General features: G+C 62.9%; 21 protein-coding genes. 9 read left to right on the top strand and 12 right to left on the bottom strand.

Annotation, left to right across the window (positions count from 1 at the left end; translation table 11 throughout):
- The first annotated feature begins 4 nt into the window (after window positions 1-4).
- The 3 genes from HHL24_RS07395 (at window position 5) to HHL24_RS07385 (ending at window position 3,158) form a co-directional block, all read left to right on the top strand.
- Window positions 5-1,459: an acyl-CoA reductase gene (locus HHL24_RS07395; protein ID WP_169484844.1), complete on the top strand. Its 1,455-nt coding sequence runs from the start codon at window positions 5-7 to the stop codon at window positions 1,457-1,459.
- Between the two features lie 52 nt (window positions 1,460-1,511).
- Window positions 1,512-2,246 (top strand): SDR family oxidoreductase, encoded by a 735-nt coding sequence (locus HHL24_RS07390; protein ID WP_169484843.1) that lies wholly within the window; start codon window positions 1,512-1,514, stop codon window positions 2,244-2,246.
- A 156-nt stretch (window positions 2,247-2,402) separates the two neighbouring features.
- Entirely contained in the window at window positions 2,403-3,158 is a 756-nt protein-coding gene (locus HHL24_RS07385; RefSeq protein WP_169484842.1) for a TetR/AcrR family transcriptional regulator, read from the top strand.
- Here the strand turns inward: HHL24_RS07385 and HHL24_RS07380 are convergent.
- Window positions 3,114-4,760 (bottom strand): phytoene desaturase family protein, encoded by a 1,647-nt coding sequence (locus HHL24_RS07380; protein WP_169484841.1) that lies wholly within the window; start codon window positions 4,758-4,760, stop codon window positions 3,114-3,116. The genes HHL24_RS07385 and HHL24_RS07380 overlap by 45 nt on opposite strands.
- A gap of 194 nt (window positions 4,761-4,954) precedes the next feature.
- Here HHL24_RS07380 and HHL24_RS07375 point away from each other — a divergent pair, with 194 nt between their 5' ends.
- Window positions 4,955-6,232 carry a cytochrome P450 gene (locus HHL24_RS07375; RefSeq protein ID WP_169484840.1) on the top strand — a complete coding sequence of 426 codons (1,278 nt, stop codon included), beginning with the start codon at window positions 4,955-4,957 and terminating at the stop codon, window positions 6,230-6,232.
- 74 nt (window positions 6,233-6,306) lie between these two features.
- On the opposite strand, the gene HHL24_RS07370 is transcribed toward HHL24_RS07375, so the two are convergent.
- The 7 genes from HHL24_RS07370 to HHL24_RS07340 form a co-directional block, all read right to left on the bottom strand.
- Entirely contained in the window at window positions 6,307-6,630 is a 324-nt protein-coding gene (locus HHL24_RS07370; RefSeq protein WP_169484839.1) for a 2Fe-2S iron-sulfur cluster-binding protein, read from the bottom strand.
- Window positions 6,631-6,706: 76 nt separating this feature from the next.
- Window positions 6,707-7,831 (bottom strand): acyl-CoA dehydrogenase family protein, encoded by a 1,125-nt coding sequence (locus HHL24_RS07365; protein ID WP_169484838.1) that lies wholly within the window; start codon window positions 7,829-7,831, stop codon window positions 6,707-6,709.
- A 75-nt stretch (window positions 7,832-7,906) separates the two neighbouring features.
- Complete coding sequence (locus HHL24_RS07360; RefSeq protein WP_169484837.1) at window positions 7,907-8,710, bottom strand: crotonase/enoyl-CoA hydratase family protein; 804 nt, start codon at window positions 8,708-8,710, stop codon at window positions 7,907-7,909.
- Complete coding sequence (locus HHL24_RS07355; protein WP_169484836.1) at window positions 8,707-9,798, bottom strand: acyl-CoA dehydrogenase family protein; 1,092 nt, start codon at window positions 9,796-9,798, stop codon at window positions 8,707-8,709. Before HHL24_RS07355 ends, HHL24_RS07360 begins: the two co-directional genes overlap by 4 nt.
- Before the next feature lie 5 nt (window positions 9,799-9,803).
- Window positions 9,804-10,952: an acyl-CoA dehydrogenase family protein gene (locus HHL24_RS07350; protein WP_169484835.1), complete on the bottom strand. Its 1,149-nt coding sequence runs from the start codon at window positions 10,950-10,952 to the stop codon at window positions 9,804-9,806.
- Window positions 10,953-11,147: 195 nt separating this feature from the next.
- Complete coding sequence (locus tag HHL24_RS07345; RefSeq protein WP_169484834.1) at window positions 11,148-12,461, bottom strand: amidohydrolase family protein; 1,314 nt, start codon at window positions 12,459-12,461, stop codon at window positions 11,148-11,150.
- A gap of 439 nt (window positions 12,462-12,900) precedes the next feature.
- Window positions 12,901-13,635 (bottom strand): IclR family transcriptional regulator, encoded by a 735-nt coding sequence (locus HHL24_RS07340; protein ID WP_329606600.1) that lies wholly within the window; start codon window positions 13,633-13,635, stop codon window positions 12,901-12,903.
- Window positions 13,636-14,106: 471 nt separating this feature from the next.
- On the opposite strand from HHL24_RS07340, the gene HHL24_RS07335 reads away from it, so the two are divergent.
- The 4 genes from HHL24_RS07335 to HHL24_RS07320 are packed head-to-tail and all read left to right on the top strand — an operon-like array spanning window position 14,107 to window position 16,998.
- A complete protein-coding gene (locus tag HHL24_RS07335; RefSeq protein WP_097392617.1) occupies window positions 14,107-14,337 on the top strand; it encodes a ferredoxin in 231 nt (76 codons plus the stop codon).
- A gap of 21 nt (window positions 14,338-14,358) precedes the next feature.
- A complete protein-coding gene (locus tag HHL24_RS07330) occupies window positions 14,359-15,117 on the top strand; it encodes an SDR family NAD(P)-dependent oxidoreductase (RefSeq protein ID WP_169484832.1) in 759 nt (252 codons plus the stop codon).
- 43 nt (window positions 15,118-15,160) lie between these two features.
- Window positions 15,161-16,117, top strand: a complete 957-nt coding sequence (locus HHL24_RS07325; RefSeq protein ID WP_169484831.1) for a VOC family protein — start codon at window positions 15,161-15,163, stop codon at window positions 16,115-16,117.
- A complete protein-coding gene (locus tag HHL24_RS07320; protein ID WP_169484830.1) occupies window positions 16,114-16,998 on the top strand; it encodes a fumarylacetoacetate hydrolase family protein in 885 nt (294 codons plus the stop codon). Before HHL24_RS07325 ends, HHL24_RS07320 begins: the two co-directional genes overlap by 4 nt.
- 212 nt (window positions 16,999-17,210) lie before the next feature.
- Here HHL24_RS07320 and HHL24_RS07315 read toward each other — a convergent pair whose 3' ends face one another.
- The 3 genes from HHL24_RS07315 to HHL24_RS07305 all read right to left on the bottom strand — a co-directional run bounded on the left by HHL24_RS07315 (window position 17,211) and on the right by HHL24_RS07305 (window position 21,439).
- On the bottom strand, window positions 17,211-18,605 hold the full coding sequence (locus HHL24_RS07315; RefSeq protein WP_329606599.1) for an MFS transporter: 1,395 nt from the start codon (window positions 18,603-18,605) through the stop codon (window positions 17,211-17,213).
- Between the two features lie 298 nt (window positions 18,606-18,903).
- Window positions 18,904-19,758 carry an SDR family oxidoreductase gene (locus HHL24_RS07310; protein WP_169484828.1) on the bottom strand — a complete coding sequence of 285 codons (855 nt, stop codon included), beginning with the start codon at window positions 19,756-19,758 and terminating at the stop codon, window positions 18,904-18,906.
- 127 nt (window positions 19,759-19,885) lie between these two features.
- Complete coding sequence (locus HHL24_RS07305; protein WP_169484827.1) at window positions 19,886-21,439, bottom strand: DHA2 family efflux MFS transporter permease subunit; 1,554 nt, start codon at window positions 21,437-21,439, stop codon at window positions 19,886-19,888.
- A gap of 115 nt (window positions 21,440-21,554) precedes the next feature.
- Between HHL24_RS07305 and HHL24_RS07300 the strand changes: the two genes are divergently transcribed.
- Complete coding sequence (locus HHL24_RS07300) at window positions 21,555-22,016, top strand: MarR family winged helix-turn-helix transcriptional regulator (protein ID WP_169484931.1); 462 nt, start codon at window positions 21,555-21,557, stop codon at window positions 22,014-22,016.
- A gap of 50 nt (window positions 22,017-22,066) precedes the next feature.
- Here the strand turns inward: HHL24_RS07300 and HHL24_RS07295 are convergent, their stop codons facing one another.
- Window positions 22,067-22,972, bottom strand: a complete 906-nt coding sequence (locus HHL24_RS07295; RefSeq protein WP_169484826.1) for a LysR substrate-binding domain-containing protein — start codon at window positions 22,970-22,972, stop codon at window positions 22,067-22,069.
- Window positions 22,973-23,040 lie beyond the last annotated feature (68 nt).

Raw genomic sequence — 23,040 nt, 5'->3', positions numbered from 1 at the left:
GATCATGACCACTTCTTACAATGTGCCGCTGATCATTCGCGGCAAGCTCATCGAAGGCGACGCGCTGACATTCGGTGGCCGTCGCGGCGGCGTTTCTTTTACAGCGCCGGACGTGAGCCGCCATGTCGACGAACTGACCCTGCGCGCGCCGTCGCAGATGGCCGACTTGTACACGCTGAGTCTCGAGCAGATCGTCGACTATCTGGTCGAACTGGGCCGGCACCTCAATTTTGCCGACAACCGTCATTTGCAGCAGGCCTTCGAGCTGTCTTGCGCTACATCCGGACTGTCGGAAAGCATTCTGCGCTTTCACTACGCACGCACGCCGCGCCTCTTTCAACGCGACGAGTTGTACAACATCGTCGCGCGTTCGGTCGGCGCCGAGTATCTGGAGGGCTGGGTCGAGCAACCGGGCAGTCTGCCGGGCGTCACTGCGCGCACCCGTGCATTCGGCGCGCGCTGCGTTCACGTGATTGCGGGTAATGCGCCGGTGGTCGCGGTGCTGACGCTGATTCGCAACGCACTCACACGCTCGGACGCGATCATCAAGGCGCCCTCGAACGATCCGCTGACGTCGATGGCGCTGGCCCGCACGATGATCGACATGGCGCCGGATCATCCGTTGACGAAGCATCTCAGCGTCGCTTACTGGAAAGGGGGCGATGAAGCGGTGGAGCGGCATATCTACGATCCCCGCAAGGTCGAGAAGCTGATTGCATGGGGCGGCTTCGATTCGGTCAAGCACATCACGCGCTATCTGCAACCGGGCCTCGATCTGATCACGCTCGACCCGAAACTGAGCGGCACGATCATCGGCCGCGAAGCCTTCGCCGACGAGGCGACGCTGGCCAGCGTGGCGAGGCGCCTGGCGCTCGACGTCGGTGCGCAGAACCAGGAGGCCTGTGTGAGCGCGCGCGTGATTTACGTGCAGTCGGGCACTGATGAAGCCGGCCTCGCGCGCTGCGCCAAGCTTGCCGAACTCACATTCGCGGCACTGCAGGCATTACCCGAGAATCTCTCCACGCCTCACAAGGCTTTCGATCCGCAACTGAAAGAAGAGCTCGACGGCATCCGCATGATCGGGGACGACTACACGGTCTTCGGCGGCAGAAGCAATGAAGGCGCGTTGATCGTCTCGCGTGACGGCGCGCCGGTCAGCTTTTCGCGCATCCTCGGTTGCCGCGTGGGCAATCTGGTGCCGATCGATGAGATCGACACCGCCGTGCGTTCGGTCAACGCGTATACGCAGACCATCGGTGTTTTTCCAGAAGCACTCAAACACACGTTGCGCGACCGGCTCGCGTATCAGGGCGCGCAACGGCTGGTGTCGCTCGGCGCGGCGGCCACCTTGCAGCACAACCTCGACCGACAGGATGCGATCGAACCGATCCGCCGCACCGTGAAATGGGTCACGGAAGAGACGGCCGATCCGGTGCTGGTGGAATCGCTGGCGGGCTAAGCGCGGTTGCGGCGCTTTTGCACAATCAACTTTAAAGGAAGGGACGAAGCGTATGAATTCGATAGACGGCAAGGTCATCATGATTACCGGGGCGAGCAGCGGCATCGGCGAAGCGACGGCCAGACGGCTGGCCCAGCAGGGCGCCAAACTCGTGCTGGCCGCGCGGCGTGCGGATCGTCTGAAGCATCTTGCGGAGCAACTCGGCGACGACGCCAACGTGCTGTGGGCCGCGACCGACGTCACGCAATCAGCCGATCTGCAACAACTCGCGCAGAAGGCGCGTGACCGCTTTGGCCGCGTCGACGTGCTCGTCAACAATGCCGGCATCATGCCCGTATCGATGATCGCGCAAGGTTGCGTAGACGACTGGAACCGCATGATCGATGTGAATATCAAAGGCGTGCTGTATGGCATTCACGCGGTGCTCGGCGGCATGCTGGAGCAGGGCTCGGGGCATGTGATCAATATTTCGTCCGTGGCGGGATTAACGGTGGGACCCGGCGGCGCCGTCTATTCGGCAACCAAATTCGCGGTGCGTGCAATCAGCGAGGGTTTGCGTCAGGAATGCGCGGGCAAGGTGCGCGTGACCTCGATCTGCCCAGGTCTCGTCGCGAGCGAACTCACCGACAGCATCACGGTGCCGGCGTTCCGTGAGCGCGCGCAAAAACTGTTCGAGGGCGCCATGTCGCCGGACGTGATCGCCGACGCTATCGTCTATGCGATTTCTCAACCGGAACAGGTTGCGGTCAATGAGATCGTCGTGCGGCCGCTCTCGCAAAGTTTCTGAAGCAGAGAATGACCGGCGGTGTGAGAACGAGGCGCCTTTTACCGTCGATCAGCACTACAATGCATTAGCCGAACACCGCTGCGGATTGCGCCGACGAGGGCGCATTCAACCGCATCAGCGGTGCTTCGTTTTTCCTGCATCGTGTGCCGCCTATCCATGCCTTCGACGCTTACCGATACCGCCGCGCCTTCCACATCCGCGGCACTCGCCTCGCCCTCACGCAAGCGAGCCACGCTCAGCCGTCTGCTGAAAGAGGCGCGTCTGGCGTTTTCGGAGAAGGGCCTCGCGGGCGCACGTGTGGACGATATCGCGCGGGCAGCGGGCGTGACCAAGCAGCTCGTCTATCACTATTTCAGCAGCAAGGAACAGTTGTTCGCCAGCGTGCTCGACGAGTCCGCGCAAGACGTGCTGGCCGATCTGTTGGCGCTCGAACTCGATCACCTGCCGCCGGTGGAAGCATTGCGGGTTTTTCTGCAACACGCGATCGATCAATACCGGCTCGATCCGACGCTCGGCTCATTGGCGCAGGAAAGTCTGCGCTTTCACGAGCACAACACGCATCCCGTCGAACGCAACCGTTTCGTCGATCTGGCGCCCGCGCTGGTCGCGCAGATGGAGCGTATCCTGCAGCGCGGGGCGGCAAGCGGCGAGTTTCGTGACGGCGTGGATGCGCGCATGTTCTACGCCGCGTGCGCGCTGCTGACTACCGGCGGCTTCACCAATCACTACACCGTGTCCGCGGTCGCGGGTTTCGATACGACGTCCGCCGCGGGCGCGGCGGCGTGGCGTGAATTCTCAGTGGACTTCGTGCTGTCCACGTTGCTTGCCAGCGACCGGCCACCGCTGAAGCGGCCGGCGTTGACGGCTTTAGCAGACGCCCCACGCGGCAAGAATCGCCATCACGAAGCTTGATTGGTTCGTACCGCGCCGCTCGGCTTTGCCGAGGTAGCGTTGCACGCGTTGCGCGGCGATGCGGCCCGGCATGCCGTTCACGCCGCCGCCCGGATGAATGCCGGCGCCCCCAAAGTACAAACCGCGCACCGGCAACGTCGCGCCCCCCAGCCCATATGCAGGCCGGAATTTGTTCGAGCGCATCGTGCTGGTGTCGATATGCACCACGCAACCGTTGACGGTGTTCAGCCGCTGCGTGAAGTCCGGCGCCGCCTCCATGCGGCGCGCAATCTCGAACTTTTTCAGGCCGTCCACATACTCGCTCGCCTGGTCGATCACCTGCTGCGTCACGCGTTCGCGAATCGCATCCCAGCCTTCGCGTGGCTGGGTCGGCATGGCAGGCGGGTAAAGATACACCGTGTCCTGTCCGGCAGGCGCCTGTGACGGGTCGACAGCGCTCGGCGCGGTGATCGTCAGATAGGGCAAGGTGGGGACTTCTCCACGCGCCGACGCACGGAAGTTTTCCAGCACGGCCTCGGTGGTGCCGATCAGCAGGCAGGTCTTGCGCAGATCGAGACCGTCGCCGCGTTTCGCCTCGAAGCGCTTGAGCGATATCTGGCCGCGCAGCGCCATGTCGATCTTCAGCGGCGACGCGCCGTGCGCATTGGCCGGTGCATGCGCCATGCGCGTCAACAGGCGCTTTTCGACCCGGCCGGGCGTGACCAGTTCGAGCGCGACCTTCGGATGACAGCTCGCGATGACCGCATGTGCATAGAACGTGCGGCCGTCGGCGAGACGTACGCCACGCGCAGCGTGGTCGTCCGCGATGATCTCCGCGACGCTTGCCGAGGTCATCACTTCGCCGCCCAGTTCCCGCAGCCGTGCGGCCATCGCGTTGGACAGCGTCTGCATGCCGCCTACCACACGGCCCACGCCGAAGCGGTGCAAAAAGCCAAGCAGCGCGTAATAGATACCGCTGCCGTCAGCCGTGATGGGACCGGCGAGGCCGGTCAGGCAACACATCGCGGAGATCGTCACCGGGTGTTCGAAATGCTCCTGTGCGGCCTGATACGCCGAGCCGGTGAGCAGCGCCATCAGTTCGGGTTTCAGCTTGCGATTGCGCAGCGCCGCCTTGAAGGCCTCGAATTTTGCGCCGAGGTTTTTATCCGCCGGGTCGACGCGCATCATCGGAACCGCCATGTCGATGAAGGCGAACACGACCTTGATGAAGGAGAGAAACGCGTCGGCGTCTTTCGGGCTATAGCGGCGAATCTCGGCCGCGGTTTTCTCCGGATCGCGCCAGAACACCAGCGACGTGCCATCCGGATGCAAATAAACGTAACCCGGCGTCAGTTCGATCTGGCGAAAGCCGTGCCGTTCGAGCTGCAATTCTGCGGGCACGCGCGGATGCACGCGCATCGACATCATGTCGAGCGCACACGGATGAACCATGTGCTGTGGCGCGCCTTCCAGCAGATAGCCCGACGAAGCCATGCCGCCCACCTTGTCGAGTGCTTCGAGCACCAGCACCTTCTTGCCGGCCTCGGCCAGATAGCAGCCCGCGGATAGCCCGTTGTGGCCGCCACCGACGATCAACGCGTCATAAGTCTTTTCTGTTGCCATGTGTCTCCGTCCTTTTTGTTGTCAGGGTGCATGGGCGTTTGCGTCGATCGCAGTGCGCGCCTTTTGTCTTGCCTCCATGTCTTAAGTGGATCACAATCGACAAATCTGTTCAATATAATGCGCTGACCGCGGGTCAAACGGTTATCAGGCTGATCCCTAAGTCCGCGCGCCGAATATCAACGATGGAGACAGGCATGAGCACACCCGCCGCAGCAACTTCGCTCGAGAGCGCCTTCGCGGGCGTCGCGGACAACTACAAAGGCAGCGACGTCGATCTGCACGCGATTTATCGCGACATGCGCCGCAACTCGCCGGTCATTGCGGAAGACTTCATGGCGCGCCTGGGCGTGCCGAACATTGCCGGTCTCGACGCGAACCGGCCCACGTTTACACTGTTCAAGTACAAGGACGTGATGTCGGTGTTGCGCGATGCCACCCACTTCACGAGCGGCTTTATCGCCGAAGGACTCGGCGCGTTCTTCGACGGACTGATCCTGACCGGCATGGACGGCGAAGCGCATCGCCGCGCGCGTTCGCTGTTGCAACCGGTCTTCATGCCGGATGTGGTGAACCGCTGGCGTGAGACGAAAATGGCGCCGATCGTGCGCAGCGAATATATCGAGCCGATGATGCCGAAGCGCCGCGCCGATCTGATGGACTTCGGCCTGCATTTCCCGATCCGTTTGATCTATTCGCTGATTGGCTTTCCCGACAATCGTCCCGAACAGATCGAGCAATACGCTGCGTGGGCGCTGGCGATTCTGGCGGGCCCGCAGGTCGATGCCCAAAAAGCCGCGCTGGCGCGCAAAGCGGCGATGGAGGCCGCCCAGGCCCTCTACGATGCGGTCAAGCTCGAAGTCACCGAAGTGCGTAAGAACGGCGCGCATGGCGACGATCTGATTTGCCGGCTGATCCGCGCGGAGTACGAAGGACGCTCTCTGGATGACCACGAGGTGGCGACTTTCGTGCGCTCATTGTTGCCGGCGGCGGGTGAGACCACCACGCGCACCTTCGGCTCGCTGATGGTGGCGTTGCTGGAGCGGCCCGAGCTCCTCGAGCGGGTGCGTGCGGATCGCAGCCTCGTGCCGAAAGCGATCGACGAAGCCGTGCGGTTCGAACCGGTGGCGACGTTCAAGGTACGCCAGGCGGCGCAGGACACGGAGATCGGCGGCTTCAGCATTCCGAAGGGCGCGATGGTGCAATGTATCGTGTCGTCGGCGAATCGCGATGAAGAGGTGTTCGAGAACAGCGAGAGCTTCGATATTGATCGCAAGCTCAAACCGTCGTTCGGCTTCGGTTTTGGTCCGCACATGTGCATCGGGCAGTTCATCGCCAAGGTCGAACTCGCGGTGGCGGTGAATACCATCCTCGACCTGCTGCCGAACCTGCGGCTCGATCCGGATATGCCGAAGCCGCAGATCGTCGGTGCCCAATTGCGTGGCCCGCACGCGTTGCATGTGATCTGGGATTGACGGGAATGACCGTTGATGGATAAAAAAGGCGACCCGTAGCAGGTCGCCTTTTTTACTGCCACGAGGATGCTCGCTCAGATCTGCGAGGCGGGCAGGTGCACGACAAGACCGTCGAGTTCCGCGTTCATGGTCAGCATGCACGACAGACGGCTATTGGCACGGCGCGGCTCGGCGGTGCTGTCGAGCATCGCGTCTTCCATATCGTCGATCGGCGGCAATCTGTCTTGCCACGCTTCTTCGACAAACACGTGGCAGGTGCAGCATTGGCATGCGCCGCCACAGTCGCCGCTGATCCCGGCGATGTTGCGTTCGAGCGCGCTTTGCATCACCGTCGCGCCAACGGCTGCGTCGACGTCGGTGCGCGTGCCGTCGTGCATGATGTATGAGAGTTTGGGCATGGTCATCTCCTGTATAGCGTGGTTGAAGCGCCGGTTTTCGATTCGCGCGGGTCTGCGTGCAATGTGAATGGCAGCCCTATAGCGACCGGCCGATGATTTCCTTCATGATTTCCGAAGTGCCGCCGTAAATTCGCGCCACTCGCGCATCCACCCATGCCTTGCCGATCCGGTACTCGCTCATATAGCCGTATCCGCCGTGCAATTGCAGCATTTCGTCGAGCAGCTTGCCTTGCAATTCGGAGCCGACCAGTTTGCACATCGCGCCGACTTCGGCGGTCAGTTCGCCGCGCATCGCGCGGCCGAGGCAGTCGTCGACGAAGGCGCGCAGCATGGTGGCTTGCGCCTTGACTTCGGCCAGCTTGAAACGTGTGTTCTGAAAGTCGAACACGGGTTTGCCGAATACGCGCCGGTCACGGGTGTACTGGATGGTCTCCTCGAGCAACGCCTCGATCGAGGCCGCCGCGCGAATCCCGATGATGGTGCGTTCCCATGCGAGCTGATGGGTCAGATAGCTGAAGCCTTTGTTTTCTTCACCGAGCCGGTTGCCGGCCGGCACGCGCACGTTGTCGAAAAAGAGCTCGGACGTGTCCTGTCCTTTCAGCCCGATTTTCTCCAGCAGCTTGCCTTTGGAAAAACCTTCCGTGTCTTCTTCGACGCAGATCAGCGTGAGATCGCGCGATTGCGGATCGAGCTTGGTAGCGGTCACGATCAGGCCGGCGTTGCCGCCGTTGGTGATAAACGTCTTCTGCCCGTTGATCACGTATTGGTCGCCTTCACGCCGTGCGCCGGTGCGCATTGAACGCAGATCGCTGCCGATGCCGGGCTCGCTCATCGCGATCACGCCGATCAGTTCGCCGCTCGCCATGCGCGGCAGCCAGCGCTGTTTCTGTTCTTCGCTGCCATACGCGACGAGGTAGGGCGCGACGATCTCCGAGTGTGTCGTAAAACCGATGGCCGTGGCATTGACGCGCGCCAGTTCCTCGATCATCACTGCGGAATGGCAGAAGTCGCCGCCGCTGCCGCCGTACTCCTCGGGCACGGTCGAGCACAGCAGACCGATTTCGCCGGCTTTGCGCCAGAGCGATTTCGGCACGATGCCGGCCTGTTCCCACGCGTGCAGATTCGGCACGATCTCGGTTTCGATAAAGCGCCGGGCCTGCTCGCGAAATAATTCGTGGTCTTCCCTGAAAACGGTCCGCATGGTCATGTCCTGCGATTGTCGCTCTGCGTTTGGATGGAGTGGGGTCGGTCTAATGCGCGTGACGTATCTGCGCGGTCATTTGTCCATGTAGCGTGGTGGCCGTTTGTCGAGAAACGCGTTGACCGCTTCCAGATGGTCTTCGGTGTGGTGCGCGAGCGCCTGATAGGCGGCGGACAACTCCAGCAACGAATCGAGCCGCATATGCTGGCCTTCGCGCAAGAGCCGTTTGGTCAGGCGCAACGCATGCGATGGGTTGGCCGCGATGCGTTGCGCCATGGCCTGGGAATGTGCGACCAGCGCGTCAGCGGCGACGACCTCAGCCACCAGTCCCCATTCGAGCGCTTTGGCCGCATCGATCGTGTCGCCGGTGAACGACATCACGCTCGCGCGCTGCATGCCGATCACGCGCGGCAGCAGCCATGCACCGCCATCGCCCGGCACGATGCCGACTTTCACGAAGCTCTCCGCGAACAGCGCCTTGTCCGATGCGATGCGGATGTCGCACATGCAGGCGAGATCGAGCCCCGCGCCGATCGCAGGACCATTGATGGCGGCGATCACCGGCACGTCGAGCTCATACAGCGCGAGCGGGATGCGCTGGATCGTATTGCGGTAGCTGTCGCGCACTTCGTGCGGCGAACCGGCGAAGATGCCGCCACGCTCGCGCATGTCTTTCACGTTGCCGCCGGCGCAAAACGCGCTGCCGGTGCCGGTCAATACGAGTGCTTTGATCGTGCGATCACGGCGCACCTGCTGGCACAGATCGACCAGCTCATCCATTTGCGCGGGTTCAGATAGTGCATTGCGCGTTTCAGGACGGTTCAGCCACACGGTCAGGACAGCGCCGTCTCGTTCGACGTTGAGGAAGGTTTCGCTCATGCCGCGACTCCTTGCAACGGCGCCGCCACGGCGGGGCGATCGAGCGGCGCGAGGCGCCCTGCGGTCAGCGCTGGCCACAATCCGGCCGAGCCGGCCGCACACACAGCGGCGCCCAACCGCTGGGCCCACACGGTTGCGTTGCCGAATTCGCTGCGCCATGACCACAGCCGCCGCGTCGAGTGATGCAGCGCATGTTCATGGGTGAAGCCGATCGCGCCATGTACCGTATGCGCCGCTGCTGCCGCGAAACTCGCCGCCTCGGTGCTGCACACTTTCGCTGCGGCGATCGGCAGCGCGGCGAAGCCGCCGGCGCCATCGAGCGATGAGCTGAACGCGCACTCCGCGGCCACCGCGGCCGCTGCGGCATGTTCGGAGAGGACGGCGATCTGGTGTTGCAGCGCCTGAAATGCGCCGATCGGTTTGCCGAACTGCACGCGCTCGGTGGCATAGAGAATCGTCTGGTCGAGCACGGCCTGCAATGCGCCCGCGATCTGCGCGCTGCGCAGCATCGCCGCGCCCAACTGCAGCGCGTCGGTTTGCAGATCGGCGGGTAAGGGCACGCAACTCACGCAGGCGGCGCGCTCGAAATGCAGATCGTCACGCGGTTCGCCGGCCGTGTTCAAGCGCAATGTCGCCCGTGCATCGGCCGCGTCGAGCAGCACGAGGGTGGGCTCCTTGCCCGCGGTGATCGCAACCACGTGGCCAACGTGACGGCCCCAGGGCACGTCCAGCAGCGTGCCGCTCACGCGTCCCTGCTGCAGCGTCACCGAGCCGCCACCCGCGATGCCGAGCGGCGCGTTGATTGCTTCGAGCCCACATTCGCCGAGCAGCGCATTGGCCAGCAGCGTTTCGGCGAGCGGCAAGGGCAGGTTGTGACGGCCCGCTGCGCGCACCACGACGAACAGGTCGGCCCAGCTCGCGCCGGCGCCGCCTTGGGCTTCGGAAGCGGCCGCCACGGCAAAACCAGATTCTTCGATGGCGCTCCACAAAGGCGCCGGCCAGGCGCCTGCTTCAGTGTCGCGCAGCACCTCGGGAGTCACGATGTCACCGAGCAGGCGCTCGATGGTGGATTCGAAAATTTCTCTCATGACGATTACCGCAGTCCAAGTCCGCGCGCGATGATGCCGCGCAGGATTTCGCGCGTGCCGCCGCGCAGGGAAAAGGAAGGCGCCATCTGCATCAGATAGGCGAGTACTTGTGCATGGTCGCTGCCGCCGCCGGTGCCAGGCAGCGTATCGAGCAGCAATTGCGCGACTTCGGGAATCTCCTGTTCGAAGGTCGTGCCGAGATCCTTCACGCACGAGGCAGCCCACGCGGGGTTTTGCCCGGCCGCAAGTTCTGCCGTGACAGAGAGCGACATCTGCCGCAACGTGAAGAGCCGCGCTGTCAGCCGGCCGATCTCGCGTGCCTGCAAGGCATCGGGGCGGCGGCCGATCGCATCGATCAGGGTATGCAGCAACGCAATGCTGCTGAGAAAGCGCTCGGGTCCGCTGCGCTCGAACGCGAGTTCAGCGGTGACCTGGTCCCAACCGTGGCCCTCGGTGCCCACTAGCGCATCGGCGCCGAGTTGGACGTCGTCGAAGAACACTTCGTTGAAATGCTCGCCGCCGGCCAGATCGCGGATCGGGCGGGTCGTGACACCCGGCGCTTTCAGGTTGATGATGAATTGCGACATGCCCTCGTGCCGCGCGCTGGATTTTTCGCCGGTGCGCACGAGCGCGATCATGTAGTGCGAGTAATGCGCGTTGGTGGTCCACAGTTTGTGGCCATTGAGCACCCAGCCGTCGCCTTTGCGTTCGGCACGGGTGCGGATCGACGCGAGGTCCGAACCGGAATTCGGCTCGCTCATGCCGATGCAAAAATAGCTTTCGCCGCGGCAAATCGCCGGCAGATAGCGCTCGCGCTGCGCTTCGGTGCCGTAGCGCAGAAGCAGCGGACCGCTCTGGCGATCGGCGATCCAGTGCGCCGAGACGGGCGCGCCAGCCGCGAGCAGTTCCTCGATCACGACATAGCGCGCAAACGGGCCGGCCTCGCTGCCGCCATAGCGTTTGGGCAGCGCCATACCGAGCCAGCCGCGCCGGCCGAGTTCGCGGCTGAACGCCGGATCGGCGCCCATCCAAGATTCGGCACGCTTGAGCGGCGAGCGCGTCTTCAAGGCGTCGGTCAGGAACGCGCGCACCTGCTCGCGCAGCGGCTCGGCGTCGGTGGGAATGCGGTGATAGCGGAAGGCGGTAGCGGACATAGTTCGGATGGAACGCAGGTAGCGGGCACCGGGCTGCGCCGATCATGGCCGAGGACGTCGAGCGCATTCGAGCACAGTCGGCAGGTCACACCGGCCGCATAGCTCGCCTGAACCACGAAGCCGATACGTGCAGCGCGGCCCGGTCTGTGTTGCTAACGCCGCGGCGATGGGCTGCCGCGGCGTGAGTGGACCGCTTTACAGCGCGGCCTGTGCGTCGGCCGCGGCGAACATACGGTTGATATCACCGGAGGTCACCGGCTTGTTCGGATCGCGCACCGGCGCGGCGCCGCCCATGCCGAGCGCGGGTTCGACGCTCACGTGCGTGGCCTTGGCACGCAGTGCACCGACCGTGCAATTTTCGCGGCCGAGGATCGAGAACGGGTCGTAGGAGAACTCGCGCATCGCATTCAGGTGAGTGATCTTGTTGATCACTTCATCGGACACGTTTTGCGCTTGTGCCTGTTCCCAGAACACGTCGGCCGAATTCGGCCACGTGCAGTCGGAGTGCGGGTAGTCGCATTCCCAGGTGACCTTGTCGAGGTTGATCGAATCGAGGTTCTTCAGGCCGAACTGGTCTTCGATGAAGCAGGTGATGATGTGCTCGTTGAAGATATCGCTTGGCATCTTGCCGCCGAAGTTCGACATGGTCCACGCGTGATGGTGACGGTGCGTGAAATCAGCGCGCTCCAGCAGATACGGAATCCAGCCGATGCCGCCTTCCGAGAGCGCCATGCGCAGCGTCGGGTATTTCTTCCACATCGGCCCCCAGATCCAGTCCGCGGCCGAATTCGCGATCGAGATCGGCATGGAGGTGATCCATGCGTCGATCGGCGATTCGTCGGAAGCGTGGTCGGCTTTCGCACCGGTGCCGATATGGCAGCAGATCACCACGTTGTTGTCCGCACAGGCTTTGTAAACCGGATCCCAGTGGTCGTTATGGATCGACGGGTAGCCGTGCAGCGAGGGGTTGTCCGAAAGCGAGATGGCGTGCACGCCCTGTTTGGCCATCCGTTCGATTTCGGCCGCGGCCGCTTGCGGGTCCCACCACGGCGCGATCATCAGCGGCATGAAGCGGCCCGGTGCGGCGTTGCACCAATCGTGCAGATGCCAGTCGTTGTACGCCTGGATGGCTGCGAGCGAGACGCCGCGATCCGCGTAGGCCTGAAAGCGCTGACCCGCGAAGCCGGGGAAAGTCGGGAAGCACAGCGAGCCGAGGACGCCGTTGGCGTTCATGTCGTCGACGCGGGCTTTAATGTCCCAGGTGCCGCGGCGCATATGCTCGTAGCCGAGCGGTTCCATGCCGTACTCTTCTTTCGGCCGGCCCACGACGGAATTGAGGCCCATGTAGCCGGTGGCTTTTTCTTCGAATTCCCAAACATCGCGGCCACTGCGTTGCACGACTTTCGGTTCGCGGCCCTTGTATTTGGCGGGCATGTGGCGTGCGAATGCGTTAGGCGGCTCGATCGCGTGATCGTCTACGCTGACGAGAATGAGGTCTTCCAGTTTCATCGGGGGTCCCCGTAGTGAAGGGCTCACCTGCGATTCGGCGAGCCGGGTTTGGAGCGAGTTGGTACTGAGATAGTAGATAACAAGTTGAACACAATCAACGATAATGTTCACTTATATGTCTCTGACGAGGCGTTTTTAGGGTTTACAGGGAGAAGGAAGACGGGATTTCCGCCAGCGGCGCGCGCTGTCCGCACGCTACGCGGCATAGGGCTTTGTTAAGTTTGCGTGCGGAGAGTGCCGTCGGAGGCAAAGGCGGTGCGAGGTGGGGGACTCGAACCCCTACACCTCGTGCGAATGCGGATTGATACGTTGAAAGAGATGCCGATGCGTCAAGCGAACGCCGGCGATGCAGATGCGTGCCGTCGCGCCGAACGAATTGCAGCGCGAAAACGCAAACGCTTCGGGCGCACAGCCATCGCGCCCGAATGAGAAGAAAAAATCAGAACAGTACCGATTCCAACCGGTGAGCCAGATCGCGAACGGCCTCGCCGAGCGCCTCCACTTGCGCCTCCCCACGGTCCCCCCGAATCATGACCGTAGACACGGTAAACGCGATGTTATCGCTCTTGTCACAGACAGCAGCGGCAATCGCCATCACGCCGGTAGCGAAGTACCCATCGTCACTGGCCCAGCCACGCCGCCGCGCGCGATTCACTTCGCGCACGTAGGTCTCGAGTGAAATCGGCCGCGCCCAACGCAGCTGTTCGAATTCTTCGCGCAACTGTTCATCGGTAAGCCCGAGGCGCGCGGCGAACAGGCGCCCGCTGGCGCCCATCAAAATCGGCAGCCGCTGGCCGGCCGGCATATCGATGTGCAAATCCGTCGGACTCGATTCGGAACTCACCAGCACGATCCGGTCAGCGCCGAGCCGGCGCCACAAGGTCACGGTGACGCCGAACTCCGCGGCAAGATCCTGCATCGGCGGAGCAGCCAGCTGTAGCCGCTGCCCCTGCGTCACCAGCTGCTCCACCAGCCGCGCCAAGCCGAGGCCCGCCGAATACGTCTTTGACAATGCATTGAAATCGACCACGTCCTCAGCAACGAGTGTGCGCAGAATATTGAAGCAGGTACTGGGATTGATCGACAGATGCCGCGCGATGTCGGCGGCTCGCTCCGGCGCACCTGTCTGCGTGAGATAACGCAGGATACGGATTGCATTTGCAACGGGCTTCACGGTTACCGCGCTCGTTGCGGCACGGCTTTTCGGCGCTTGATCAGCAGAGCGGCGCGCCACGCTCGCTCGGGTTCCTGCAGACTCGCTTACAGCAGTGTTCTTCTTCGTCGTCATGGGTGGCGGTCTCTTGGTTGCCGTCCGGGCACTGGCATGTGCCGTTCATTTTCTATCCTCGCCCGTAAGAAACGCGGCGCCAAAGGGTGTTCACGGTGTTCCGGAATCGCTCTGGAATCGTTCTACAGACAGTCATTATATTCTGTAGCCAGAATAGTCCCGGCGCAAAGCCTTTGTTCATAGTGGCTTACCCGATCAAAGACGCACGGTCGACGATGCCTTCGCCGGTGAGCAGACACCTCCGCAAAGACCTGCAGCCAGGGTCAACCCGGACCATAAAATAAACACATTCTAATATTCTGTGCATATAATTTCCAGCCAATGGCCATGCATGGCCACGCGCCCAAAGGAGGAGACATGAATTCGGAAATCAAGGCATCAGTGGTGCTGCGCGTGAGCGCCGATCGGAGCCGCTGCTGCGGTTATGGCCTGTGCGCGCAACTGTGTCCGCAGGTCTACAAGCTCGACGAGAACGGCCTCGTTTATCTGGAGGCGGAAACGATTCCCGCTGAACTCGAGGCTGACGCGCGCGAAGGCGCGGCCGCCTGTCCCGCTGAGGCGCTAAGCGTCGAAGCGATCGCCGGCTGAGCCAACGGGAGAACGCATCACATGGGACGGCTAGAAGGAAAGGTCGCGCTGATCAGCGGCACCGGCGGCGGTCAGGGCAGGGCAGCCGCGCTGCGCTTCGCACGCGAAGGCGCCAAGGTGTTCGGCTGTGATTTGAACGCGGCGGCGCAGCAGGAAACCATCGCACTGCTGCGCGACGAGGGTCTCGACATGGCAGGCGCGGGCAGCGTCGATCTGGGCGATCCGCAAGGGGCCCAGGCGTGGATCGAAGACGCGCTCGCCACCTATGGCCGCATCGACATTCTGTACAACAACGCGTCGGCGGCACGCTTCGGTCCGATCGGCGAGATGTCGGTGGACGACTGGCGTTACACGCTGCGCAATGAACTGGACATCGTGTTCTATCCGACACGCTTTGCCTGGCATCATCTCGCGGTGCAAGGCGGTGTGATCGTCAATATCTCGTCGGTGGCGGCGTGGGGTGCCTCGGCGGCGACCGGCATCGGCGCGCATTCGGCAGCCAAGGCCGGCGTGATCGCCCTGACGCGGCAACTTGCGGTGGAAGGCGTCAAGCATCGGATTCGCGCCGTGAGCATCAGTCCGGGCGTGGTCGTCACACCCGGCACCAAACCGTTCCTCGATAACCCGGCCACGCGCTCCATGCTGCTCGCCGGCATTCCGATGGAACGCGCGGGTGAAGCGGAGGAAATCGTCGCCACGGCTTTGTTTGTGGCATCGGACGAGGCCTCGTACATCACCGGCACCGACATCGTCGTGGACGGCGGCATGCTCGCGCTTTAATGGCGCCGTGCATGCCTGAGAGAACACATTATCAGGAGACGTCGTGGATATTATCGGCATCGGCTACCTCGGCTTCGAGACGGCCAACATGGACGAGTGGCGCACTTACGGCCCCGAAGTGCTGGGTTTGCAAATCGGTGCATCGCCGGAAGCGGATCGCGATTCGCTGTACTTCCGCATGGACGACCGGCGTCACCGTTTTGCGTTTCATCCCGGCAAGGTCGACCGGCTCGCGTATATCGGTTGGGAAGCGCGTGGCAAGCTCGAATTTCAGGCGGCTGTCGCGCGGCTGCGTGAAGCGGGTGTCGAAGTAACGCAAGGCGACGCGGAACTGCGTGGCGTGCGCGACGTGGTGCGTTTTCGCGATCCGGTCGGCTATCAGCACGAACTGTTCTACTCGCAGAAATGGATGCCGCGCTCATTCATCCCAGGCCGTCCGCACGGTGGCTTCAATGCCGGCGCGCGCGGTCTCGGTCATGTCGTGGTGATCACGCCGGAATTCCCGCCGGAGCTTGAACACTTTCTGACCGTGGTGATGGGTTTTCACTACTACGGCGCGGGAGCGGGCAAGGGCAAGACTGCGTTCTATCGCTCGAAACTGAACACCAGCACGAGCCACGACATCGCGTACGGGCTCGGACCGAACAAGATGGGCATCCAGCACATCGGGCTCTTTGTGAACAATCTGCGCGACGTGGGCGAGACCTACGACATCGTCAAGCAGCGCAAGCTACCGATGATGATGACGCTCGGCCAGCACACGCAAGACCCGCACGTGTCGTTCTATCACTTCTCGCCGGGCGGTTTCGCGTTCGAGATCATCACCGAACTCGAGCCTTGGCATGGTGACGGCTTCGAGCTGAATCCGGAAAAACTGAGCACGTGGGGCCACGAACTGGTCGGTCCGATTCTCGGGCCGAGCGTGCGCACGCCGGAAGAAGTGATGGATGCCGAGGGTCTCGCGATTCTCGCCGCCAAACGTCAGCCGGCCTCGCCATGAAGCTCGCGAGAGTCCGCGACGCGGCGGGCGAGAGTTTCTGGGCTCAGGTCGATGAAAACGCTCGCGAGGTGCAGCGTATTCGTGCGCCATTCGAAGTGTGGGCGCCGGTGGTCGCGAACCAGGGCGACGCGGCGCTCGATCTCGATGCGCGCCGTTTGCCGCTTGCCGAATTGCAGTTGTGTCCGCCGGTGAATCCCGGGGCTCGCGTGTTCGGCGTCGGTCTGAACTATCTGTCGCATCTGGTGCGGCTCGGCCGCAAGCAGGCGCCGCCGCATACGCTTGCCTATATCAAGCCGGCATCGGCGCTCGTGCCGCCCGGCGGCGAGATTCAGTATCCCGCCGTCACGAATCAGCTCGATTACGAGGTCGAACTGGTGGCGGTCGTCGCGCGTGCGTTCGGCGATGAACCGCAGGCGAGCGCCTGTCTGCTCGGCTATACGGTCGGCAATGACATCAGCGCGCGCGATGCCGGCAAGCAGCTCGGTTCGCTCGATCTGTTCACTCAGAAGGCGCTGGATAGCACTGCACCGATCGGTCCGTGGATCACTACCCTCGATGAATTCGGCGGTCCGGGTCAGCCGTGTGTGACGCTGAGCTTGCGCATCAACGGCGAGGAGCGTCAGCACGATACGACCGACCAGATGATTTTCCCGGTCGATGAATTGCTGAACTATGTCGATGCGCGCATCGCGTTGCGGCCGGGGGACCTGGTCTTTACCGGCTCGACGTGCGGCGTGGGGCTTGAGGACGGCCGCTTCCTGCAACCAGGGGATGTGATCGAGGCGCAGATCGAGCGCATCGGTGTGCTGCGTAACCGGATTGGGGCGAAACGGGTGCTCTCGCCGATGCGCGCGATTGGCCGGTTAGGGCGTGGGGAATAGGCGAGTGCGATTGGCAAGTTCGATTGGCGAGTGCGATTGGCGAGTGCGATTGGCAAGTGCGATTGGCAAGTGCGATTGGCAAGTGCAATAGGCAAGTGCAATGGGCAAGTGCAATGGGCAAGTGCAATGGGCAAGTGCAATGGGCAAGCGGATCATCACGAGCATCATGGTCACACGGCGGCTGAGCACTCACGCTTAGCCGCCGTTTTCATTCACCGACGCTGCGGCGCGGTGTGCAAAGCGGCAAGCGTTCGCGCATAGGGCTTGACGCCCGAGCTAATCAGCCACAATCCGAACAGTGCTGCGGGGGCCGCCGTACACGCCACTGCATAGCGCAAGGCGCCGTCGTGATGAAACACGTGATCGGTGACGAGCGCGACCGCGGTCGGTCCAAGGCCGATACCGAGCAATCCAGCGAGCAGCAGATACAGAGCAATGGCCTGACCACGCATCCGGTTCGGCACGACCGCCTGAATCGCCGCAGGCGCCGCCGACTGGGCAATGCCGAGGCCGAACACGCTGACGAACAGCAGCACGAACGCGAGACGAGCGTCCGGCATCAGCGGCCACAGCACGCATGGCATTGCGAACACCGCTGAACCGAGCAGCGCGACGCGAAAGCGTGCCGCCGTGATGCCGCGCGCGGTCCACGCATCGCTGAGAAAACCGCATACCAGCGTGCCGCCCGCGCCTGCAATCGCAATGATCAGGCCGAGCACCGGCCCAGAACGCGAAGGCGGCATACCGAAGCTGCGCTCGAACAACGCAGGCGCCCAGGCAAGTGCGCCATAGCCGATGACCGACAGCAGGGCAGGGTAAGTCAGCACACGGGCAAACGTCGCGGCATGCAGGCGCAGATAACGCGCGAAATCGCCGATGGAAGCATGCTCGCTCGCATCGAATCCAGCGCTTGCCATCGTCACTTCCTGGCGCGCCGGTTCACGCACCGTCATCAACAACAGCAAGGCAAGCGGCACGGCGGGCAGCGCGGCCGCGACAAACGCGAGGCGCCACGCCGGCATGCTGCCGAAACCAGCAATCGCCAGACCGTGCGGCGGAATTGCCGCCAACAACCAGCCGCCGAGCAGCAATGACGCGCCCGAGCCGATCGCAATCGAGACGTAATAGACCGCGATCGCCCGGCCACGCTGCGCCGGTGCAAAGCAGTCGGCGATCAGCGAATAGGCGGCCGGCGCGAGCACGGCTTCGCCGATTCCAACCCCGACCCGCGCGAGCAGCAGATGCGTATAACTCTGGCCGAACGCGAACAGCGCGGTCGCCGCGGCCCAGAACAACAGTGCGACGAAGATCAGATTGCGGCGGTTGCCGCGATCCACGAAACGGCCAAGCGGCAAACCGGCCAGCGTGTAAAAGATCGCGAACGCATAGCCTTGCAGCAGACTGAATGCCGTATCCGAGATGCCGAACTCTTTGCGTAAAGGGCGCACCAGCAGCGCGGGCAGTTGGCGATCGAGCTGGGACAGCAAGGTGGCCGCGAAGAGCACGGCAATGACGTACCACGCGTAACGGGCCGATGGGTAACTGGGTAGTGTGCCGGCAGTCGTGGCAGTCGCGGCAGCCCCCGAAGCGGACGATGAGCCAGTCACTGACGCAGTCGGAGGGGTAGACCCAGAGGCAGTCATTGACGCAGTCGGCGGGGTAGACCCAGAGGCGGTCGGTGAGGCAGTCACTGACGCAGTCGCAGAGGTAGCCCCTGAGGCAGTCGCTGAGGTGATCGCTGACGCGGACGCGCTCTGCTGCGTCCGTGGCGTGGAAGCGTTGGGCAAAGCGGGACTCCCGAGGCAGAAGGACAACCGCCCGCGCGAGGCGGGCGGTGTCATACGTCATGGAATGCAGCGTGCTGAAGAAAAGTACGCCGCGGCAGCATGATGCTTTCCCGCCCGCTTACCGGTCGACCACTGCCTCGCCGCGCGCCTTCACCGCTTCGTAGAAATCGCGTTTGAGCGTCGGGTAGTAGGCGATCTGGCCGCCCATGCCGCCGGCGATATCGATCGATGCCGCGCTGATGAAACTCGCGTAGTCGCTCGACAGGAACAGCGCCATGCCCGCGACGTCTTCCGGTTTGCCGAAGCGGCCGATCGGCACGACCTTCAGCACCATTTGGTCGAACTCCTCACGCGTGCAGCCGGCCGGCATCTCGCGATAGTGGCGGTCCCACTGGCCCGTGTCGATCCAGCCCATGTTCAGCGTGTTGACGAGGATGTTGTCTTTCGCGAGCGACATGCCGAGCGATTTCGACATCGCCACGCAGGCCGCGCGATTGACGACCGACGGAATGCCATCCGGCGTCGGCACGACGCCCGCAAGCGCGTTGATCTCGATGATGCGGCCCCAGCGTTGCTTGCGCATATGCGGCACCACCGCCTGCACGAAGCGGAAATGCCCCATTTGCAGGATGTTGGCGTGTTCGAGGATCTGTTCGGGCGTCAGCGTTTCGAGGTTGCCGCCACGGCCCTGGCCGGCATTGTTGATCAGCACGTCCACGCCGCCCCAGCTTTGCGCCACATGTTCGACGAACTGTTTGACGCCTTCGGTATCGGTCACGTCGACCGAGTGCGCGATCACGGCGGATGCGCCGCGCACTTTAAGGTCTTCCGCAACCGTTTCAAGGTCGGCGCTGGTGCGCGCACAAATGGCGACGCGCGCGCCTTCGGCCGCGAAAGCCCGCGCGATTGCGCGGCCGATGCCGCGTGATGCGCCGGTGACGATCACGCGCTTGCTGCTCAGGTCGATCTGCATATGTCTCCTCATGTCGTGCCCAGCAATGGATCGATCGCCCGCCGGGTGGTGTCTTGGTTTTTGTAATTTAAACAGAATAGCGATAAATGTACAGATAAACCGAAGCAAAGTTCTTCGCGTGTGCGGGCTAGTCCATCGCGACATGAGCGTCGGCGGGCGAGGCGCTCGAATGACGGGCCGGGCGAATGATGGCCAGCAAAGGAATCACCAGCAGGGTAGCGATGAACATCAGCTTGAAGTCGTCGATATACGCGATCATCGAGGCCTGCTGGGTGACCTGCATGTCCAGCAATGCGAGCGCGCTGGGGGAATGCAGATCGACCTGGTTCTGCACCACGGGGTCGTATACCGACACATGGGTGGCCAGCGATGCATGCGCCACCTGGGTATTGCGCGTGATGAAGGTCTGGACCACCGAAATCCCGATGCTGCTGCCGATGTTGCGCATCAGGCTATAGATGGCGGTGCCGTCGCTGCGCAGTTCGCCGGCCAGCGTGGAGAAGGTGACGGAACTGAGCGGCACGAACACGAGGCCCAGGCCGAATCCCTGCACCACGCCCGGCCAGACAATGTCCGAGGGCGACAACACCAGCGAGTAGTGTGTCATCTGCCACAGCGCGAACGCCGAGATCAGAAAACCCGTGACGAGCAGCACGCGCACGTCGAAGCGGCCGATCAGCCGGCCCACGACCATCATGGCGATCATCGTGCCGACGCCGCTCGGCGCACTGACGAGACCCGCGGTGGCGGCGTCGTAATTCATCAGCGATTGCAGCATTGGCGGCAGGAGTGCGCGCGTGGCGTACATCACTGCGCCGACCACGAAGATGAAGAATACGCCGGTGACGAAATTGCGGTCCTTCAATAACTGATAGCGGAAGAAAGAGCGCGGCCCCGCGGTCGCCGTATGGGCAATGAAGAAGGCGAAGCTGATGACGGCCAGCAGCGCTTCGGCGCGGATTTCCATCGAACTGAACCAGTCGAGCTGCTCGCCGCGATCGAGCAGCGCCTGCAATGCGCCGACGGCCAGACTCAGGGTGGCGAAGCCGAAAAAATCGAACCGCTCGCCGAGCTTGCGGCGGTTTTCCGGCAGATAGGCGAGTGTGCCGAATAGCGCGAAGGCGCCCACCGGCAGATTGATGAAGAACACCCAGCGCCAGTTATAGCTCTCGGTCAGCCAGCCGCCGAGCGTGGGCCCGAGAATCGGCCCGACCATCACGCCCATGCCCCACACGGCCATCGCCTGGCCCTGCTTTTCGCGCGGATTGATATCGAGCAGGATGGATTGCGACAACGGCACCAGCGACGCGCCGAAGATCCCTTGCAACAAGCGCGCGATGATGATTTGCGGCAGCGAGTCCGCCAGACCGCAGAAGCCGGAAGCGATCGTGAAGCCCGTGATCGAGGCAGCCAGCAGATGCTTGACGCCGAAGCGGGTGGCAAGCCAGCCGGTGAGCGGCGTGGCGATGGCCGCGGACACGATATACGAGGTGAGAACCCAGGTGATTTCGTCCTGCGACGCGGAGAGCGCGCCTTGCATATGCGGCAGTGCCACGTTGGCGATCGTGCTGTCGAGCGATTGCATCAGCGTGGCCAGCATGATCGACACGGTGATCAGCGGCCGGTTGAGCCCAGCGCCGGGTTGCGGTGGCTGGGCGGGTGCCGTGGAATGTCCTGCCATAACGTAGAGGTCTCAGTCGCGTCGCGCGCAAAATTGATAAGCGTGCTTATTGTAATTGAGACAGATATCGCCGTCATGTTCACATTTGACTAAATTGGCTCGTATAATCGCCGGCATGGAAAACGGCTACGACAACCGCTTGGGCTTTCTGATCACGGACGCGGGCCGGCTGTGCGGCCGGCTTTTCGATGAGCGGGCCAAGGCTCGCCTCGGCTTGACGCGCGCACAGAGTCGCGTGCTGGCCTATCTTTCCTGGTATGGCGAGACGAATCAGGCAAGGCTTGCCGAGACGCTGGAGATATCGCCGATTTCGTTGACGAGGCTGTTGGACAGAATGACCGAAGGCGGCTGGGTGATGCGGGTGGCGGATGCGCACGACCGGCGCGCTTACTGTGTGAAAGCGACCCGCAAGGCGCGGGCAGCGCTCGCCCAGGTGCTGGATGTCGGGGACCGGGTTGCGGACGACGCCTTAGCCGGCCTCGATGCTCACGAGCGTGAGGTACTGATCGGCTTGTTGCATCGCATGCGGGCGAATCTGGCCCAGGCGTTGGCAAGCTGCGGCACGGCTGAAGCGTGAGGTGGTTTCTCTCCTGCCGAACCTCCGAACCATGCGCTATGTCCCACGCGCTATGTGCTATGTGCCTGAATCAGAAACTCCTGCAACTGTCGCGCAGCTGGCGCAATTTCCCCGCTGGGGCGCCATAGCAAGCCGACTTCCATCGGCGGGATCGGGTCGACGAGAGGCCGCGCATCGATGCGCGTTCCATCGAGCGACCAGGCTCTAAACAGCATATCCGACAGAACGGTCACGCCAAAGCCATTGGCCACCAAGCCCCGCACGGCTTCCATTGACCCGGTCCGAAATGCGATGTTCGGCTCCAATCCGGCCGCGCGCCAATAGCGCATCATCGAAGCCTCGCCTTCGTCGACGGTGAGCACAATGCTCGGATGCGCAGCTACATCAGCCAGCGAAACGCTCGGCAGCATCGCCAACGGATGCGAAGGCGCGGTCCATAACTGCCGCCGCGAACGAATCAGAATCTGGTGCCCAAACTCGCCCAGGCGTTCGACGTTCGATACCAGGGTGACGCCGAGATCGATGTCGCCTCGCAAGACCGCTTCTTCAATAGCGGGCCGGTCCATATCCCGCAGATCGAGCTCGATCGCAGGAAAACTCGCGCGAAACCGCGCCAGTAACTCCGGCAAAAAATAGCCCAGCACCGCATACGAGGCGGCAATCCGCACTGTGCCCGAACTGGCCCGTGCGCCCGAACGCGGCTTGTGCAACGCGTCCCGCACGGACTCCAGCACGTGCCGTGCATGATTGTAGAAATCGTGACCGTCGGCGGTGAGCGTCACGCCGTGCGCGCCGCGGTCGAATAAGCGTGCGCCGAGCGCCTGTTCGAGCGCGATCACGGCATTGGTGATCGCCGATTGCGACACATGTTCGCTCGCGGCCGCCATCGAAAACTGTCCCGCGCGGGCAGCGGCGACAAAGTAGCGGAGTTGTCTGAGGGTGACGTCTTTGGCCATGCGTTTTTCGGATGCGAGGCTTGCGTTTTTGTGGTTTTACCGCTGGAATCGGCCTGCCTATACTGGCC

The sequence above is a fragment of the Paraburkholderia polaris genome, assembly GCF_012927345.1.
GTDB classification, from domain to species: domain Bacteria; phylum Pseudomonadota; class Gammaproteobacteria; order Burkholderiales; family Burkholderiaceae; genus Paraburkholderia; species Paraburkholderia polaris.
The sequence above is the reverse complement of the archived record's forward strand: the minus strand, read 5'-3'. Positions and strand labels throughout refer to the sequence as shown.